General features: G+C 37.4%; 11 protein-coding genes and 1 pseudogene. 6 read left to right on the top strand and 6 right to left on the bottom strand.

Features of this window, described 5'->3' with window-relative positions; translation table 11 throughout:
- Positions 1-118: 118 nt before the first annotated feature.
- Together HL290_RS04325 and HL290_RS04320 are read left to right on the top strand one after the other, a co-directional pair.
- The gene (locus tag HL290_RS04325) at positions 119-922 is read left to right on the top strand and encodes an oxidoreductase (protein ID WP_004642960.1); all 804 of its coding nucleotides are present in this window, start codon (positions 119-121) and stop codon (positions 920-922) included.
- 55 nt (positions 923-977) lie between these two features.
- Positions 978-1,982 (top strand): NADP-dependent oxidoreductase, encoded by a 1,005-nt coding sequence (locus HL290_RS04320; protein WP_198495698.1) that lies wholly within the window; start codon positions 978-980, stop codon positions 1,980-1,982.
- 84 nt (positions 1,983-2,066) lie between these two features.
- Here HL290_RS04320 and HL290_RS04315 read toward each other — a convergent pair.
- From HL290_RS04315 to HL290_RS04305, 3 genes and pseudogenes are all read right to left on the bottom strand, one after another.
- Positions 2,067-2,168 (bottom strand): annotated as a pseudogene (locus HL290_RS04315) (NAD(P)-dependent oxidoreductase); the annotation flags it as partial.
- A gap of 131 nt (positions 2,169-2,299) precedes the next feature.
- On the bottom strand, positions 2,300-2,509 hold the full coding sequence (locus HL290_RS04310) for a hypothetical protein (protein WP_151744914.1): 210 nt from the start codon (positions 2,507-2,509) through the stop codon (positions 2,300-2,302).
- Positions 2,510-2,736: 227 nt separating this feature from the next.
- Positions 2,737-3,291, bottom strand: coding sequence for a TetR/AcrR family transcriptional regulator (locus HL290_RS04305; RefSeq protein ID WP_198495697.1), 555 nt, complete (start codon positions 3,289-3,291; stop codon positions 2,737-2,739).
- A 749-nt stretch (positions 3,292-4,040) separates the two neighbouring features.
- Here HL290_RS04305 and HL290_RS04300 point away from each other — a divergent pair.
- From HL290_RS04300 to HL290_RS04285, 4 genes are all read left to right on the top strand, one after another.
- Positions 4,041-4,610 carry a TetR/AcrR family transcriptional regulator gene (locus tag HL290_RS04300; RefSeq protein ID WP_198495696.1) on the top strand — a complete coding sequence of 190 codons (570 nt, stop codon included), beginning with the start codon at positions 4,041-4,043 and terminating at the stop codon, positions 4,608-4,610.
- 140 nt (positions 4,611-4,750) lie between these two features.
- Positions 4,751-5,770, top strand: coding sequence for an MBL fold metallo-hydrolase (locus HL290_RS04295; RefSeq protein WP_198495695.1), 1,020 nt, complete (start codon positions 4,751-4,753; stop codon positions 5,768-5,770).
- A 187-nt stretch (positions 5,771-5,957) separates the two neighbouring features.
- Positions 5,958-6,506 carry an RrF2 family transcriptional regulator gene (locus HL290_RS04290; RefSeq protein ID WP_198495694.1) on the top strand — a complete coding sequence of 183 codons (549 nt, stop codon included), beginning with the start codon at positions 5,958-5,960 and terminating at the stop codon, positions 6,504-6,506.
- 158 nt (positions 6,507-6,664) lie between these two features.
- Entirely contained in the window at positions 6,665-7,870 is a 1,206-nt protein-coding gene (locus HL290_RS04285) for an NAD(P)/FAD-dependent oxidoreductase (protein ID WP_198495693.1), read from the top strand.
- Positions 7,871-7,955: 85 nt separating this feature from the next.
- On the opposite strand, the gene HL290_RS04280 is transcribed toward HL290_RS04285, so the two are convergent.
- The 3 genes from HL290_RS04280 to HL290_RS04270 form a co-directional block, all read right to left on the bottom strand.
- Positions 7,956-8,648: a type 1 glutamine amidotransferase domain-containing protein gene (locus HL290_RS04280; protein WP_198495692.1), complete on the bottom strand. Its 693-nt coding sequence runs from the start codon at positions 8,646-8,648 to the stop codon at positions 7,956-7,958.
- Positions 8,649-8,800: 152 nt separating this feature from the next.
- Entirely contained in the window at positions 8,801-9,631 is an 831-nt protein-coding gene (locus HL290_RS04275; protein WP_198495691.1) for an alpha/beta fold hydrolase, read from the bottom strand.
- Positions 9,632-10,063: 432 nt separating this feature from the next.
- Complete coding sequence (locus HL290_RS04270; protein ID WP_198495690.1) at positions 10,064-15,220, bottom strand: DUF4011 domain-containing protein; 5,157 nt, start codon at positions 15,218-15,220, stop codon at positions 10,064-10,066.
- Positions 15,221-15,433: the final 213 nt, after the last annotated feature.

The following is a 15,433-nucleotide window of genomic DNA, read 5'->3' as shown; positions in this document are numbered from 1 at the left end:
TAAAAAAATATTGTCACTATCTTTTTAGTAGTAACTATTTTATTTTTAGATTATGATTAAAAAATCAAGTCGAAATTCATTCGTTAATTGACTACAAAATTTAAGTAAGGAACATGATATGACTAGCAAAGTAGTTCTAATTACAGGTGCATCTTCTGGTATTGGTTTAGCAACAGCAAACCTTTTACATGAGGCTGGATTTATTGTTTATGGCACAAGCCGACAAGCAAAAGATTCATCAAAATACAAATTCCATCTTATTGAGTTAGACGTAAATCAAGACAATTCAGTTGCCCAAGCCGTTGAGAAAGTAATAGCAACCGAAGGAAAAATTGATGTCTTAATTAATAATGCTGGGTTTGCAATAGCGCCTGCTGGTGCCGAAGAAAGCTCAATGCAACAAGCACAGGCTATTTTTGATACCAACTTTTTTGGTGCGGTTCGAATGACTCGTGCAGTGATTCCCCATATGCGTCAGAAAAAATCAGGATTGATCTTAAATATCAGTTCAATTCTTGGGCTTTTACCTCTGCCTTTTGGCGCACTTTACTCTGCATCAAAACATGCACTTGAAGGTTACTCTGAATCTTTAGATCACGAATTAAGATCTCAAGGTATTCGTGTGTCACTTATTGAACCTGCTTACACCAATACGTCTTTGGGAGTAAACTTACTCGAAGCAGACAATAAAATTTCTTTTTACGATCAAACGCGTGAAAAGCTACATAAACAAATGATTAATTCAATTAATAAGTCAGATGACCCGAGTGTGGTTGCCAATACAATTTTAACCGTCATTCAAAGCCAGCAGGTCGTACCACGCTACACAGCAGGAAAAACTGCAAAAAGCTTAAAAGCGTTAAGACGATTTGCACCTGCAAAGATCTTTGACAAATTAATTCACCGCAGCTTGAAAGTTTAGAACAAACCCAAGCCTATAAAACTTTAAAAATAATTTCGAGAAATAGAGGTTTCAAATGAAAGCAGCCTACATTAGCCGTTATGGCAACATTGATGACGTACAGCTCAATGAACAATCTCAACCACCACTGACAGCAGACGCTGTGCTTGTTAAAGTTCATGCTGCAAGTATTAACCCTCTCGACTTAAAAGTTTTAGAGGGTGAACTTAAAGCAATTCTGCCACTGAAGTTTCCTTTCATATTAGGCAATGATTTTGCAGGTACAGTCGTCGAAGTTGGATCGAACGTTACACAGTTTAAAGCCGGAGATGAAGTCTATGCCAAGACAGATTTAAACGGTGCTTTTGCTGAATATACTGTGGTTCAACAGTCTTCACTTGCACTTAAACCTCAAAATCTTTCTATGGAACAGGCGGCCTCTTTACCTTTAGTTACATTAACAGCATGGCAAGCTCTGGTTGAAATGGCAAAAGTTCAGCCAGGACAAAAAGTACTGATTCATGCAGGTTCAGGTGGTGTTGGCTCAATCGCAATTCAACTTGCTAAATCCTTAGGGGCTATTGTTGCAACTACAACAAGTGGTAAAAACGCTCCTTGGGTTAGAGAGCTAGGCGCAGACATCATTGTTGACTATAAAACGACAGATTTTGAGCAAGAACTTAAAGACTATGACGTGGTTTTAGATACGCAAGGTGGAAAAGCCTTAGAGAAATCAGTCAATGTACTTAAACGTGGTGGGCGACTTATCAGTCTTGCAGGTCCACCCGATCAAGCTACTACAGAAGCATTTAATCTGAACCGTTTTCTAAAATGTGTTATCCCGCTTCTAAGCTGGTCAATCCGACATAAAGCAAAAAAACGTGGCGTTACCTATTCATTTCTATTTATGCAGCCAAATGGACAGCAGCTCTCAAAAATTTCCGAATTGGTCGAAGCTGGAAAAATTAAACCCGTAGTTGACCAAATCTATGACTTTATTCAAATTAAAGAAGCGCTCCAATATGTAAATACTGGACGAGCAAAAGGGAAAGTCGTTTTAAATAATATTGCTGAACTTTGAGCATTTATTTAAATAAAAAACACTACGAATGGTCAAATCATTAAAGATCTTAATTACTCGACCATTCGTAGTAGCTTTATAAAATCAAAGAGGTAAATGATTCATCCTCTCTAACTCACGAATTAATCCAGAATGATCAAGCTCGCCGTCTCCAGCTCCCACCATATTTTGAAATAATTGATTGACCAATAAGAATATTCCTTAAATAAAAAATCATGATATTTATAGGATGCTTTCTGCTACAAGAAATCGGCTTAAATATGTATAAAAAACCTCAATGAGATATTGAGGTTTTTTATACATTTGCGATAGTTTTATCAGTTTTGCTGATCTTTTTGCCGCTGTATATCTTTCTGATCTTTCACGTTTTGTTGCCGCTGTTGATTTGGTATATGGTGTTGGTATTGGTGGTTTTGTTGCTGTTGTTGATCCTGTTGGTTTTGCTCGAATTGTTGATCTTGCTGTTTATTTTGGCGATCTTGATCACTCTCTTGTTGCCGGTGTTGATCACTTTTTTGATTAGCCATATTAATTGTCCATTCTTTAATATGATTCATTTTTAAATTTACATCCTTATCATTATAAAGCTACCTCCTTCATGTGACATTTTCTTTCATTGTAAATTTTATGATTGAAGATAAAAATATATGACTAATAAAGATGCATTTATTTAAATTTTCTAAAAATATAAATTACATTGACTACTTGATAAAACAAATTTTATTTTAGATTCATAGATTAAAATGCTTTTCTCTCACCCCAACCCCAACAAAAAATACTCAAGCAATCTCTCCCTTTCATCTGGTTTGTTTGGGTCTAAAAGCTGAACCATTGCCCCATCAATCACAAACAAGAACATGTGTGCATCTTGCTTTGAAGCATTTGCATGAGTTGTTAAAAGCAGATTATAAATTTCCTTGATCAACCAGTTTCGGTATTCAATTACGACCTGATACGCTTTTGGATGTGTTTTCGCAATTTCAAAAATAGCTTTAAACGGCAAATGATATAGCCCTTCTAAATCGGCATGTAAAAAGTATATTTTCCTAAGTTTTTCAACTAGCGTTAATTCTTTTTGGACATGGATGATTGAAATTACCTCTTGTTTAAGCCCATCTTTTTGAAAGGTCAGACTCATTTCAATCAGACGTTCTTTTGAGTGAAAATAATTATAAAACGTGGCTTTCGGGATTTTTGCTGCTTCAATAATTCGGTCTACCCCGACATTGTGAAAGCCATGTTTATTAAAAAGATATCTTGCAGAATGAAGCACGCTTAAAGCACGAAATGGAAGATCTGAATGTGGCATAGTTTTACCGTTATAAAATAAATTTTTGTTGTATATAAATGAGATATAAAAAGCCTTGACCCTTTTAAGGGTGAAAAAAGGCATGGCAAAGCCATAAAGACTGTGCTTGGCACATCTCAAGTTTTATTGTTGCTAAGTTTTTAAACGAAATGATTTAAAGTTCGACAAGCCTAAAGGCCATCAAACCATTTAAAGATGGGTTAAGTTGTGTCGATATAGCTTTTGGCAAAGGCTGCCAAGAAATAATGAATGTGCAAAGCCAACTCCTTTTTATTGGGAGTTCTGCCAAAACATTATAAATTATGGTGGCAGAACGGAAGTGGGTTGACGGACTGGGTTCGACATCCAGCACACTCGAAAGTGTCCCACTCCCGTCCTACCGCTACGGGAGGGAACGAGGTGTGCACACATGAAACTATTCCTCAGAAGGAATAATCTGATGTGGTCGATCATCGGTCCGTCAAAACCGACTGGCAATGTAGGCCAGCCCGCAAATGGTAATCTGCAATATTTAAGGTGTCAATGTGAAATTGGCTAGAAAATATTTAATTAATTATTGTTTTTCATTTAATTACATATTTAAGGAAAACCTTAAATGTAAGCTTAACAATATAAAATAAATCTATAATCTTTTTAAAATTCTGAACTTATTGGCGTGTTCGTAAATTTGACCTCCTCTACAAAACATTTCTTGCACTCTAGCTATTTTTATGTATGATTGAGTAATCACTCAATTAATATATTTGTGTATGGCTCGTCCTCGTAGTGAAGATAAACGTAATGCAATTTTAAGTGCTGCTATTGAAACATTGGCAGAGCTTGGTGAACGTGCGTCTACCTCAAAAATTGCTAAAGTCGCTGGCGTGGCGGAAGGTACTTTATTTACCTATTTTAGTAGCAAAGAAGAGTTGCTTAATCAGCTCTATCTTTCACTAAAAGCTGAACTGCGTCAGGTCATGATTCTCAATTACCCTGCTCACTCCGATTTGCAAACACAAATGTCTCATATTTGGCAAAGCTATTTGGACTGGAGTTTAGAAGCTCCACTCAAACGCAAAGTAATGGCACAGCTTTCAACCTCTGAACAAATTACCGAGCAAAGTAAACAAATTGGTATGCAAACCTTTTGCGATCTGACCCAAAATATTCAAGAACATATTAATAGTGGAACACTACGTGATTACCCACCGTTATTTATTGCTTCAATTTTGGGGGCACTTGCGGAAGTCACACTGAATTTTATTGCCCAAGACCCTTCTCAAACCGAGCGTTATCGCAAATCAGGTTTTGAAGCATTTTGGCATGCAGTTTCAATATAAATAAAAGATAAGGACCTACGGCGTCCTTATTTTTGAATCAATTAATGAGTGAGTAAATACTCATTTATATAGATATTAATAAGTACTCTTAAAGTTCTTATTTGCACATATAGGTTTATTCCAACTAAAGGAAAAACAAGATGACTATTTCAAACACAACAGACTTGCCTTCTCCCTTAATGCCGTCACAACAGCATGATGGCAAATTTAGAAATACACGTCCGAACCAACACAAGCCTTCTTTTGGTAAGTCACTTCAGTTGATGTGGAAGTTTCTATTTAACAAACCGAAAGACACAGTTCCAAATAAACAAATTCCAGTTTTAAGCTTGTCGAAAGAACAACTTCTTAGTGCACCTGACCGTTCCCTATTTCGTCTGGGGCACTCGACCATATTGTTAAAATTGCGCGATGAATTTTGGCTAACCGACCCTGTTTTTTCGGAGCGTGCATCACCTTTTCAGTGGATTGGACCAAAACGTTTTCACCAACCGCCAATCAGCATTGCCGAACTACCGCCAATTAAAGGCGTGATTTTGTCGCATAACCACTACGACCACTTGGACTACCACGCAGTAATGCAACTTAAAGACAAAGTTGAGCATTTCATAACACCGCTTGGTGTGGGTGATGCCCTGATTAAATGGGGCATTGCAGCAGAAAAGGTTCAACAACTCGACTGGTGGGATACGACACATATTGATGGTTTAGAACTGGTTGCCACCCCTGCACATCATTTTTCGGGCCGAAGCTTGAGTGACAGTAATGCAACTTTATGGGCATCATGGGTGATTATTGATAGTGATCTGCGTGTATTTTTTAGCGGTGATACGGGATATTTTGATGGCTTTAAAGAAATCGGACATCGATATGGCCCCTTCGATCTTACAATGCTTGAAACTGGAGCTTATGACCCAGAATGGCCAGATGTTCACATGCAACCAGAGCAAACTTTACAAGCACATATCGATTTAAAAGGTCGTCATTTGTTGCCTGTGCACAATGGGACTTTTGATTTAGCACTTCATGCTTGGGATGACCCATTTGAACGAATTGTAGATTTGGCTAAGCAAAAAGATTTAGGCATTAGCACACCGCAAATGGGTGAACTCCTAAATCTAAATGAGCCAAATGTCGAAAATTATTGGTGGCGTTCGTAAGTTTTTCGATATTTTTTAAATTATTTATTTCTCTTTAAAGGTATTTAAATTCAGATATATAACGTTAATTTTACTTATTTGCATTATCTTTAAATAAAACTAGGACTAACTTTGTCTTAGTTTTATTATTGACTTAAAACACAGACTCTATTAGTCTGTGTTTGTAATTGATCAATTATGAAATTAAATGGCTTATATCACTAGTAGCGTCGAGTATGCGATTCACTGTCTTCTTTTTCTTGTGAACAATGAAGATAAACCTTTGAGTAGTAAGGATCTGGCTGAATTACAAGGAGTCTCTCCGAGTTTTATGGCTAAGATTTTTCCTAAACTTGAAAAGGCAGGTCTCGTTATTGCTCAAGAAGGTGTTCGTGGTGGGTATTTACTCGCTCGATCCGCTCATGAAATCAGTTTTTTAGATATTGTGAATGCAATCGAAGGTGAAAAACCGCTTTTTGAGTGCCAAGAAGTCCGTGGGAAATGTGCGGTCTTTAATCATGCCCCGCCAGATTGGGCAACCAGTGGTGTGTGTGCAGTGCATGCTGTGATGCTACAGGCCGAAAAAGCCATGCGAGATGCGCTAGGTGCTCATACACTTGGTGATATTGCAGACCGTTTTGGCCGTTACGCACCCGACGTATTTTTTAGTGATGTAAATGGCTGGATCAATGATCGCATTGAAGGAAGAACAGCAAAAATGCGGAAAAATAAAATATCGCGGGACACCCCCGACTAACGAGCTGATAGGGCCTCAAACCCTAAGCTAAAACTCCCCTAATCGTTTTAAACGCCTTCTCAGATTTTTCGGACAATCAGAGAAAGGATTCGCTCACCCTAAATTTTGTGATGAGCTGGAATTTGTTGTCCGAAAAAACCTATCAAAAGGATAATCAAATGAGTAAACGTATTATTATTGCTGGTTCTGGCTTTGCTGGTTTATGGGCTGCACTTGCTGCACAAAGAGCAATTCATTTAGCATCGCAAGAACAAAACATTGAAGTAGTGATGGTTTCCCCTAGCCCGAATGTTGGTATTCGCCCTCGTCTTTATGAAGCTGTACTAGAAAACATGAACCCTGATATTTCGGAGTTACTAGGCGTGGTTGGGGTTAAATTTCAGGCAGGTTGGGTAAATCAACTTGATGTCGACCAACAGAGCATCGAAGTTTCAACCACTGATGGCAATAAACAATCCTTAAGCTATGACCGTTTTATTCTGGCAACCGGAAGTACCACTTTTATGCCTCCTATACCGGGTCTTACAGAATATGGCTTTAGCGTAAGTACACTAAAAGATGCCGAAAAACTAGATCAACATCTTAAAAACTTAGCCAATAAACCTGCAAATGCAGCACGTAATACCGTTGTAGTTGCAGGTGGCGGTTTAACTGGGCTAGAAACTGTCACAGAAATGCCTGAACGCCTGCGTAGTATTTTAGGTGAAACTGATGTGCGTGTAGTTTTAGTAGATTCATCTACAGAAATTGGTGCGGCAATGGGTGACCAAGCTGCTACTGTTATTCAAGAAGCTCTCACAGAACTCGGTGTGGAAGGTAAAGCTGGCCTACGCGTTACTGCGCTTGATGCATCAGGGGTAATACTTTCTAATGGCGAAAGAATTGAAACAGAAACCGTGATCTGGACTGCTGGCATGAGAGCTAACTCGCTCACTTCTCAAATTTCTGGTGAAAAAGATAATTTAGGCCGTTTGATTGGGGATGCTTATTTACATGCACCTGAAGCAAAAAATGTTTTTGTGACGGGAGATACTGTAAAAGTTCCAACTGATGAATTAGGTAATTTTAACGTGATGTCTTGCCAACATGCCATGAGCCTAGGCCGTGTGGCGGGTTACAATGCTGCGGCAGAATTGGTTGATTTACCGTTACATGCATATAGTCAACCGAAGTATGTGACTTGTGTTGATTTAGGCCCTTGGGGTGCTCTTTATAGCGAAGGTTGGGACCGTCAGGTTCAATTTGTTCGTGAAGAAGCCAAAAAAATTAAGCAGGAAATTAATACTGTTTGGATTTATCCACCTGCGGCAGACCGTGAGGCTGTGTTTGCGATAGCAAATCCTGATTTTGTTATTGTTCCTTAATGTTAGCTTTCAAAATAGACCAATCCCCAAAAGTTGTAAGTCATGATTGACTTCTCTTTTGGGGATTATTTTTAATACATAAAACTTAAGTCTTTTCCAAAGCTTCTATAATTTCTAAAGCCGTTTTTTTAGCAGAAAATGGATTTTGGCCTGTAATTAAATTTCCATCTTGAACCACATGCGGTGCAAATGGAATTAAAGCCTTTTCATAGTCTGCACCATACTCTTTTGCTAACTCTTCGGCATTGTAAGGTACCTTTTTTGCTACCCCTGCTAAAATTTCTTCACTCCATGCAAAGCCAGTTAATTTTTTCCCTTCTATAAGCCGTTTACCATTGGAAAGCCTTACATTAAGTAAGCCACAGTAACCATGACAAACACTTGAAACAATACCGCCTTTTTCATAAATATTTTTGGTGATTTCTTGAAGTTCAGGGTTATCAAGAAAATCCCACATTACCCCATGACCACCCGTGTAATAGATCACGTCATAATCTTCCCAATGAATATCTGACGGTTTATGGGTGTTGGCCAGTAAGGTCATAAATGCCTGATCATCTTCTCTCGCTTTTACCGATTTATCGGCAACCAACGCACCTAGTGACTTTGGTTCAATAGGTGTTTTCCCGCCATTCGGACTCACAACATCCTGAATATATCCTTGTTTTTCAAACTCATCATAGGCATGAGTAAGTTCACCTAACCATAGACCTGTGGGTTCATCTACATCTTTATAACGTGAAACATTGGTCACGACATGTAATATGCGTTTAGACATCTTTTCACCTCATTTTTGATATTTATAATTCTGTTCATTGATTTATCAAAGCATAGAAACCTGTTACTGAAAGTGTGTGCTTAGTAAAGTTATGAACTAAAAAAGAGGCATTCAGCATGCCTCTTTTCAAAATCTGTTGTCTTTATTTTTAATTATTCACGGATAAAGGCTAATAAATCGGCATTAATAATTTCATGGTTCACCGTTAACATGCCATGAGAAAAACCTGGGTAGATTTTTAATTGGCTATTTTGAAGCAATTCTGCCGATTTCACCCCAGAAGTTTTATAAGGCACAACTTGGTCATCATCACCATGCAAGACTAAAACAGGAATCGTGATTTTCTTTAAATCTTCGGTAAAGTCAGTCTGTGAGAACGCCATAATCCCATCGTAATGTGCTTTTGCTCCCCCCATCATTCCTTGACGCCACCAGTTGGAGATTATTCCATCAGATGGTTTTGCATCAGGTCGGTTAAAACCATAGAACGGCCCAGATGGAAGGTCTCGGTAAAATTGTGCACGGTTATTCAAAACCTGTTTTTGTAAGTCATCAAATACTTCTTTTGGTAAACCTTCGGGATTATTTTCAGTTTGAACCATCAATGGTGGTACTGCACTGATAAGCACAGCTTTTGCAACATTTTCTTCGCCATGACGAGCGATATAGTGAACCACTTCGCCGCCGCCTGTTGAGTGGCCAATATGAATTGCTTTTTTAATGTTGAGATGTTTAACCACCTCTGCAACATCGTCTGCATAGTGGTCCATATCATGACCATCCCACACCTGACTAGAACGACCATGTCCCCGTCTATCATGAGCTACAACACGATAACCTTGTCCCAAAAAGAAAAGTAGTTGTGTGTCCCAATCATCTGAACTTAAAGGCCAACCGTGATGAAAAAATAAAACTTGGGCATCTTGTGGTCCCCAATCTTTATAGAAAATGTCTACGCCATCTTTTGTGGTTACATATCCCATCTTTATTCTCCTGCTGAAAATCTGCTTATAGGTTCGTTATTAAGGTTTGAATATTTATATCAAGCTTAAAGTTAACTTTAAGGCCAATCATATTAATCGTCTTTTAAAAATAAAATTTATATTAAGACTCTAATTAACTTTGTATCTTTTTAATCTTTAATTGTTTTTATTTTATTTCTTTTTAATTTCAAAGATTTTACATACCAAAAATAAAGCCTTGAATTTCAAGTTAACTTCAACCTTATAGTTTCTAAAAAAGTTCAACTAAAAAAACGATGGACCTTTAACAAAGTTGCTAAATGAACTAGGTGCCTCGACTAGATCTCGTTGAAGATGCTCAGTAGTATTATATCTACCAGTTAAAATTTAGTAATCCGTTATTCAATAAGACTAGGAACAGATAAGGCCAACCCCTATCTGTTCCTAGACAATTTAAGCAACATTTTGATTCGCTTTTATCTCTTCTAATATTTTTATCAATTCAGTTAAGTTTTGATTTGGATCTAACCACCAATCGACTGTCCAAACCGATAGAACTTCCCAACCTAATCCATTTAAAACTGTTGGTCTAAGTTGATCTCGATCTCGTGCAGTAGCAGCTTTAGCATAGTTTTCACCATCTACAATAACACCTGCAATATAACTACCCGAATTCAAATCATCCTTAATAGCTAAATCTACACAGCTATCACCCTGTCCTATTCCAAGATCCACACTCCAGCCTTGTTCTTGTAGCTTAGTTTGTAGGTACTGTACGAACTCTTTTTTAGTCTGCTTTTTACTTTGATCAACATAATTTAAATGCAACTGACCACTGCGAGCAAAAACTAGGAAGTCTTTTAAATCTCTTACGCCCTCACTATTGGTGCGTGCCAAATTAATTTCTTCTGGACTTAAGGCAGAGAAAACATGTAAACCTTGGCGGGCGCGAGTAATTGCTACATTTAGACGGCGCTGACCACCTTGACGGTTAAGCGCACCAAAATTCATTGATAAACGACCATCTTGATCTTTTGCATAGGTAATGGAGAAAACGATAATATCGCGTTCATCTCCTTGCACATTTTCTAAATTCTTAACGAATAAAGGTTCAATGCCTGATTTACTGAGTGTCTCTAACTCAGGATGATTTGCTAGCTCATTATCCAACAAATCTTCAATCAACTTTTGCTGCGTCATATTGAAAGTCACAACACCTAGGGTCAAAGGGTTCTCTTGTCCTAACTGTGACTGTAAATGCTGAATAATAAATTCAACAATTGCTTTAGCTTCATTCGTATTGGTACGCGTATCCCCTTTATCGTAAACACCCTCAACCATATGAAGTTTTACAGCGGTATCCTTAGCAACAGGTGCAGGGAAAGTAAATAGACCACCTTTGTAGTATTTCTGATTACTAAACTGAATGAGACTTTCATAACGACTGCGGTAATGCCAGTTCAAAGCCAACTCAGGTAACTGAGCAGCAAGGCATTCATCCAAAATACTTTCTAAGTCTTCAGTGACTTCCTCATCAACCTCTTCTTCAGAATCTCCCTTACCAAAGAAGCTTGTTGGTGGCATTTGTTTATTATCACCCACCACAATTGACTGCTTACCTCTCGCTAATGCACCAATCGCATCCCATACTGGAATCTGTGATGCTTCATCGAAAATCACTACATCAAATTTTGCTTCAGTATCCAGATATTGAGCGACTGATAACGGACTCATTAATAGACATGGCTTTAGCCCTACTAATACATCAGGAATCTGGCGCATTAATTCACGTACAGGAATATGACGACGTTTCTTGCCTAATTCTTTATTTAGAACAGTCCACTGCGCCTTATATTTATCTTGTTCGCTAAAAATAGCATTCCAACGATGAATAATCTCATGGCTCGCAGCAAGCTGATGTTCTCTATCCTGCTGTGCAAAAGTCTGGATTTTCTGTTCATGTTGCTGGCTATTGAACTGATTTAATTCTGGATGTTGACTAAATTGATGAGTAATCCAGTGTCTTGCTAAATTAATATTCAAGCTTTTTAAAGCAGCATCCAGTTCCAATCGGGTATTTAAAAGTTCAAAGGCGAAGGGTTTTAATCCTTGTTTAATCAACTGGCTCTTTATAGCTTGCCAATTTAACCAATGTCTCCAAGATGAACTGTGTTGCTGTAATCGCTTTTGTCTTTCAAGAATTTCACTAAAATTAATATCTAGATATGGAGTAAGTTGGATATCGCCTTTCAGTGCATGATCATTCAACAATTGACCGAATGTATTTTCCACCTGAGCTATATTTTGTTTTATTTCATCCAAACTATTATTTTTACTAAACTCTACAGCTTTTAATAAAGTTGCTTGATCTGTAATTGTTGATGCAACGATTTGCTTAATTTCTTGCCACTGATTGTGAATAGTTTCAAAACTTTGCCATGCACTATCTTCACCCTGCCAGTAAGAACCCAATTTACTTGCCAACTGATTTTCACATTCAGTGAATTGTCGTTGTTGACTTTGGATATGTTGCAATATTGGCAAGTCATGAGCAACTGCCAAAGCTGTAGGACGTTGAGTTGAGTTTTGATAAGTTTTGACTAAGTTTCTTAGTTGGAATTTAGCGAACCATGAGAATGGGAAAATTTTTGATTCTGCTTCACGCCATTTAAAGGCAATTTGATTTAAATCTGCTTGATACACTTGAGATTGGTATTGTCCAACTAACGAAGAACGCTGCTGTTTTAAATCTTGGACTAACTGCTTCGCTTGTATAATCGTATTTAAATCTAAATCTTTAATAACACTTAATAATTTTAAATCAGTTTGCTGAACAACATCGGATAATGCCGTAAAAATAGAGACATCATGTTTAACCTGACTCAGATTTTGCTTTTCACCAAATCCATAAACTTCTTGCCAAATAGAAACTGAACTTTGCAAATGCTGTATCTGATCTACAAGTTGATCTTGCAATATTTGATATTGTTCTTGCCATGCTAGGCTCCAAATCGGCTCAGACAAACCTTCCGCAAAACCATTCAATACATCTTTAACATTTTCATTGACGAGCTGACGTAAACTTACAGCTTGTGTCACGCTCTCACTCAGTAGCTCACGTTTTTCTGCTGTTAACGTCGCAATATTGATATCAGGAAAACGTAAATGCGGTGTATTCCGATAACGAAGTTCATCACTCATTGCGGCATACAAACTCCAGCCAATAGGGTGTGATGTATGGAGATTTTTTACATGTTGATTCAGCTCATCTCGTGTTTGAATTAATCTGTCTGAAAGTTTCTGCCATTCTGTTGTTTTAGGTTGAGCACTTAAAAAGTAAGGATCATTATTTTTCTGCGCTCTTTCTCTCAGTTGATCCAGTACTTCCATTTTTTGGGATTTGGATGAGTGTAACTGCAAACACAATTCACTTAAGCCAATTTGTGTCAAACGGCGATAAACAACTTCTAAAGCAGCCATTTTTTCAGATACGAATAATACAGATTTACCATCCGCCAAACATTGAGAGATCATATTGGTAATGGTCTGTGACTTACCTGTACCAGGAGGACCTGACAATACAAAGGTGCGTCCTAATGCTGCGGACATGACTGCAGCTAACTGCGAAGAGTCAGACGATAAAGGAGTAAATAATTGTTGTGGCTTATATTGTTGGTCTAATTGAGCAGGTTGAGGGAATTCATCTTGTTTAATAAAAGGTTCCCTTGGGGATTCAATTAGATGATTTACTACTGCTTGATTTTTCAGTTCATCCATCCGTGAAGACAAATCAAGCCACATTAAATATTTAGAGAATGAGAATTGACCAATAGCAGCCTCAGCTTTTACTTCCCATCCCGGTATATTTACAATCGCCTTCCGTACAATATGTAAAACCTGATTAACATCCACACCAGAGTCATCTGTTGGTAATGGATTCAAGCCAGCAATATCAAGTTCAAAGTCTTGTCTTAATAGTTGTAATAGAGTGGAGTTAAAACGTGGCTCATCATCGTACATAAATAGACGATAGCCTGTTTTAGCTGTCTCACGCGTAATCTGTACAGGAATAAGTAGTAATGGGGCTTTAAAAGTACGTTTCGAGCGTTCTGACTCTTTCCACTCAAGAAAACCAACGGCCAGAAATAATGTATTAGCCCCGCCTTCCTCTAAAGCAGTACGCGAAGCACGATAGACTTCAATCAGGCGCTTTTCTAATAAGGGTGTATCTAAAGGACTAAATAATAATTTTCTAGAAAGGCTTTCATCAACATACTGATAAATATGTTGGCTTTCATTTTCACGCTGGACATCTTTTAGCGAAATACTATCAATACTCTTAAATAAGAAACCCTCCTGATTTGCAAGCGCATCTTCAAGTTTGCTTAGTGTTAACTCAGAGCACTGTAAAGGAATACTGTAACGGTTATCTTTAAAATTTAAGAGTTTATTACGAAGACTTAAATCTAATAATCGACGTAACCAACGATCAACCCTTGTAGTTTTACTTTCAACAGAACGGTCAACATCGTAATTAGGAATAGATGCAGATGCCCATTCAATCTCTGTGTCATCTAGGTGATTCTTCTTTTCCAGATGTGCAGAAATTGGTTTAATACCACGCAATCGAGACTGACGAACATCAATTGCAAGATAAAATTTATTCTGACGAGATTCATCCTTAATATACTGTCTTGCAGTTTCAAGTGCGGAAGTGAATTTTGCTTGTTGTGTAAGTAACGTCGTTTCTATAAAAACGATCTCACCCAAATCATAACGTTTTCTTAATGCCTGAATATCATCAATAATTAAATCAACATTTGGGGTTTCATTTAACCAAACACCAAGATAGGCATGTCCTTCTTCAATAATGATTAACGTATCAAGACCAATTTGTTCAGCCAAGGCACTTAACAACATTGTACTATCTAAACAACACGCCAGTTTTTCTTCAAAAATCTGTTTTGCTAAACGTATCCGTTGTCCCGATTTAACAAAACTTGCTGGACTCACAATGTAATGAATATCGTGTGGTAACAAAGAATCCCATAGTGCATTCAACTGAGATAGAACAGAATCCCGATCTCGTTCTAAATATCCACTTAATGAACCGATTTGTTTTGTTTTTAAGATCTCACTCGCTTTAACTAAAATTGGGCTGAGTGCTGAAGAATTAGGTTGTGAAAAACTCGCCAACAACTCAATTGGCTGACGTTCTCCGCCCCAAGTATCAATAGTTAATACATCTATTTCTAACCGCTGTTCTGCCAGCACTTCTTCTTTTTCATTCAACCAGAGTACTTCAATACTCCCTTTCATATTTTCAGGTAGCTCTTGCAACATTTGAATATCAAAAGCTAATTTTGGTTTATCTAGAGCTAAGAGTTGATCACTTTCTAAGCTTGAAATATGGATGGTATGTTCTTTGAAATATTCAGGATTAGAACGAATAATAATTCGAGAGTCAGAAATTGTTTCAGTAGAAGATATTAGAACTTGTCGGATTAGGGGCACTGAATTTTGTTGTAAAACGAAACTCAAAGCTGAAGCACAATCAACTTGTAATGAATATTCAGAATTAGTTTTTTGTTTATTGTCAACTTCTGACATTATTTACCCCTTATCAATTTTATTAGATCTAATTAAAGATGTGCTTAAAAACTAAAGGTACAATATTAAATGATTTATGTCTTATTTTAAAATTAAACAAACAGTAATATTAAATCTTTCTTGGCTGAGAAAAGTAATTTTTTAGTCTTACAGGAGATTGTTTTAACTACGCTTGAAAGTTTACAGATGACTTTCAAGCGTAGTTAATCAGAC

The organism is Acinetobacter sp. AC1-2 (assembly GCF_016124155.1).
GTDB classification, from domain to species: Bacteria; Pseudomonadota; Gammaproteobacteria; order Pseudomonadales; family Moraxellaceae; genus Acinetobacter; species Acinetobacter calcoaceticus.
Note: the sequence above shows the minus strand (reverse complement) of the source record. Positions and strands in the feature narration are given on the sequence as shown.